The organism is Shewanella sp. 10N.286.45.A1, from assembly GCF_041470405.1.
GTDB lineage: Bacteria > Pseudomonadota > Gammaproteobacteria > Enterobacterales > Shewanellaceae > Shewanella.
In genome coordinates, this window is sequence record NZ_JBFRMK010000414.1 from 1 (window position 1) to 4,009 (window position 4,009).

At 47.0% G+C, this 4,009-nt stretch carries 1 protein-coding gene and 1 pseudogene; both read left to right on the forward strand.

Annotated elements, in window-relative coordinates:
• Positions 1-2,164, forward strand: a pseudogene (pfaC, locus tag AB4238_RS22095) (eicosapentaenoate synthase subunit PfaC); the annotation flags it as partial.
• A 193-nt stretch (positions 2,165-2,357) separates the two neighbouring features.
• A complete protein-coding gene (gene pfaD, locus AB4238_RS22100) occupies positions 2,358-3,986 on the forward strand; it encodes an eicosapentaenoate synthase subunit PfaD (RefSeq protein WP_372035753.1) in 1,629 nt (542 codons plus the stop codon).
• The last annotated feature ends 23 nt before the right edge of the window (positions 3,987-4,009 follow it).

Sequence of the window (4,009 nt, forward strand, 5' to 3'; positions counted from 1 at the left end):
CCTGCGTTACGATATTAAGATCAACAACTATGCCCGTAACGGAGAAACTTTGTTGTTCTTCTTCTCTTACGAGTGTTTTGTTGGCGACACCATGATCCTTAAAATGGACGGTGGTTGTGCAGGCTTCTTCACCGATGAAGAACTGGCCGACGGTAAAGGGGTTATTCGCACTGAAGACGAAATTAAAGCCCGCAGCTTAGCGGTGAAGAAAACCTTTAATCCGCTACTTGATTGCCCTAAAACCAGCTTTAGTTACCCTGAAATCCACAAGTTATTAACGGCAGATATCGAAGGTTGTTTTGGCGCGAGCCATAAGGGTAATGCTCAACCATCACTTTGCTTCGCATCAGAGAAATTCTTGATGATTGAGCAGGTAAGTAAAGTTGAGCGCAATGGTGGCACATGGGGCTTAGGCTTGATTGAGGGTCATAAGCAACTTGAAGCTAACCATTGGTACTTCCCTTGTCACTTCCAAGGTGATCAGGTGATGGCAGGCTCATTAATGGCTGAAGGTTGTGGTCAGTTACTGCAGTTCTATATGCTGCACCTTGGTATGCACACCCAAACTAACAATGGTCGTTTCCAGCCACTAGAAAATGCCTCACAGCAAGTTCGTTGCCGTGGTCAAGTATTGCCGCAATCTGGTGTATTGACTTACCGCATGGAAGTCACTGAAATTGGCTTTAATCCGCAGCCTTATGCCAAAGCGAATATTGATATTTTGCTTAACGGCAAAGCCGTGGTGGATTTCCAAAACTTAGGTGTGATGATCAAAGAGGAAGATGAGTGTACTCGTTACCCGCATCTTACGACAAACAATGAGCAAGCATCTGCTACGGCAGGTCATCACGCATCTGATAAAAGTGCGCCTGCGGCGTCTCGCAATAAAAACTACCAAGCAGCATCGGTTAATGCACCATTGATGGCGCAAATCCCCGACCTGACTAAAGCGCCTAACAAAGGTGTGATCCCAATTTCACACGTTGAAGCACCTATCACACCAGACTATCCAAACCGTGTCCCCGATACCGTGCCATTTACGCCGTATCACATGTTTGAATTTGCCACAGGTAACATTGAAAACTGCTTCGGTCCTGAGTTCTCTATCTACCGCGGCATGATCCCACCACGTACTCCGTGTGGCGATCTGCAAGTGACTACCCGTGTTATCGAAGTGAACGGTAAGCGCGGCGACTTTAAAAAGCCATCATCATGTATCGCTGAATATGAAGTGCCGACAGATGCTTGGTATTTTGATAAAAACAGCCACCAAGCAGTAATGCCTTACTCCATTTTGATGGAGATTTCACTGCAGCCAAATGGCTTTATCTCAGGCTACATGGGTACAACTCTTGGCTTCCCTGGGCTTGAATTGTTTTTCCGTAACTTAGATGGTAGCGGTGAGCTACTACGTGAAGTCGATTTGCGTGGCAAGACTATTCGCAATGACTCACGCTTGCTATCAACAGTGATGGCAGGTACCAACATCATTCAGAGCTTTAGCTTCGAGTTAAGCACCGATGGTGAGCCCTTCTACCGCGGCAGCGCAGTGTTTGGTTACTTTAAAGGAGACGCACTAAAAGACCAACTCGGTCTTGATAACGGTAAAGTGACTCAACCTTGGCACGTCGCTAACGGTGTTGCACCGACAACCACTGTTAACCTGCTGGATAAGAGCTGTCGTCATTTCAATGCCCCAGCAAGTCAACCACATTACCGCCTAGCGGGTGGTCAGCTTAACTTTATCGACAGTGTTGAAATTGTTGATAATGGCGGCACAGAGGGCTTAGGTTACCTATACGCCGAGCGCACTATTGACCCTAGTGATTGGTTCTTCCAGTTCCATTTCCATCAAGATCCGGTCATGCCAGGCTCTCTGGGTGTTGAAGCGATTATCGAAACCATGCAAGCTTATGCTATCAGTAAAGATCTAGGCGCTGGATTTAACAATCCTAAGTTTGGTCAAATACTTTCAAACATTAAGTGGAAGTACCGTGGTCAGATCAACCCATTGAACAAGCAGATGTCGATGGATGTCAGTATCACCTCTGTTAAAGATGAAAATGGCAAGAAAGTGATCACCGGTAATGCAAGCCTAAGTAAAGATGGTCTGCGCATATACGAAGTGTTTGATATTGCAATATCGATCGAAGAATCTATTTAATGGTTGATTAGCTGGCTATTATCGCCACGCTTCATCGTTGAAGGTGCTCACCTATTAGCATAGGCTGCGCGCCTTCGCCTTGAATCGCGACCAACTAGCTGCGCTCTAAACCATTAAAGACGTCAATAAATTAGATTAAAAGAATAGCTAAGAGCCGCTGGCTCAAAACAAATGATTAAGGGTCTTAAATATAATGAATCCTACAACAACTAATGAAATGCTATCTCCGTGGCCTTGGCTGGTCACCGACACCAACATCAGCTTTGATGTTGCCGTGATGGAGCAGCAGCTAAAAGACTTCAGCCGTGGCTGTTATGTAGTAAATCATAGTGACAAAGGCATTGGCATCGCGCAAACAGCAGAACTTGTCGCTGACCAAGCCGCTAACAGCAATAGCCTACCTGTTTCCGCTTTCACCCCTGCACTCGGTACAGAAAGCTTAGGCGACAGTAATTTCCGCCGCGTTCACGGGGTAAAATACGCTTACTACGCAGGCGCAATGGCAAATGGGATCTCTTCTGAAGAGTTAGTGATTGCGCTCGGCCAAGCGGGTATTTTGTGTTCATTTGGCGCTGCAGGACTTATCCCAAGCCGCGTTGAAGCCGCTATTAACCGTATTCAAGCCGCGCTGCCAAATGGCCCGTACATGTTTAACCTTATTCATAGCCCAAGCGAGCCTGCATTAGAGCGTGGCAGTGTTGAGCTATTTTTAAAACATAAGGTGCGCACCGTTGAAGCATCAGCATTTTTGGGCTTAACGCCGCAAATCGTCTATTACCGTGCAGCAGGTCTAAGCCGTGATGCTCAAGGTAATGTCGTTGTCGCCAATAAAGTTATCGCAAAAGTGAGCCGCACCGAAGTCGCTGAAAAGTTCATGATGCCGGCCCCAGCAAAGATGCTGCAAAAGCTTGTAGATGAAGGCTCTATCACGCCAGAACAGATGGAATTGGCGCAACTTGTACCGATGGCAGATGATATTACCGCTGAAGCCGATTCAGGCGGCCATACCGATAACCGTCCTTTAGTCACTCTTTTGCCAACTATCTTGGCGCTAAAAGAGGAGATCCAAACTAAATATCAATATCCAACACCTATTCGTGTTGGTTGTGGTGGCGGTGTCGGAACGCCTGATGCGGCGCTAGCAACCTTTAATATGGGCGCAGCTTATATCGTAACGGGTTCTGTCAACCAAGCCTGTGTTGAAGCGGGCGCAAGTGAACACACTCGTAAACTACTGTCGACCACAGAGATGGCCGATGTGACTATGGCTCCAGCAGCGGATATGTTCGAGATGGGCGTGAAACTGCAAGTGGTTAAGCGCGGTACCTTGTTCCCAATGCGTGCCAACAAACTTTACGAGCTCTACACGCGTTATGACTCAATAGAAGCGATTCCAGCTGATGAACGTGAAAAGCTTGAAAAACAAGTCTTCCGTTCGACCCTTGATGATATTTGGGCTGGAACCGTGGCACACTTTAACGAGCGAGATCCTAAGCAAATTGAACGTGCGACAGGTAACCCAAAGCGTAAAATGGCACTGATTTTCCGCTGGTATCTAGGCCTTTCTAGCCGCTGGTCAAATTCAGGTGAAGCCGGCCGTGAAATGGACTACCAAATTTGGGCTGGTCCTGCTTTAGGCGCCTTTAACCAGTGGGCAAAAGGCAGTTACTTAGACAACTACCAAGATCGTAATGCTGTCGATGTTGCTAAGCATCTAATGTATGGCGCAGCATACCTTAATCGCGTAAATAGCTTAACCTCACAAGGTGTTAAGCTACCGACACAGTTGTTACGCTGGAAGCCGACGCAACGTATGGCTTAAGAGCTAGCTGTTAGCTGTTAGCT

Excerpts from the sequence above, each read along its gene's own strand:
- pfaD (WP_372035753.1), top strand. The coding sequence starts at position 2,358 with ATGAATCCTACAACAACTAATGAAATGCTATCTCCGTGGCCTTGGCTG.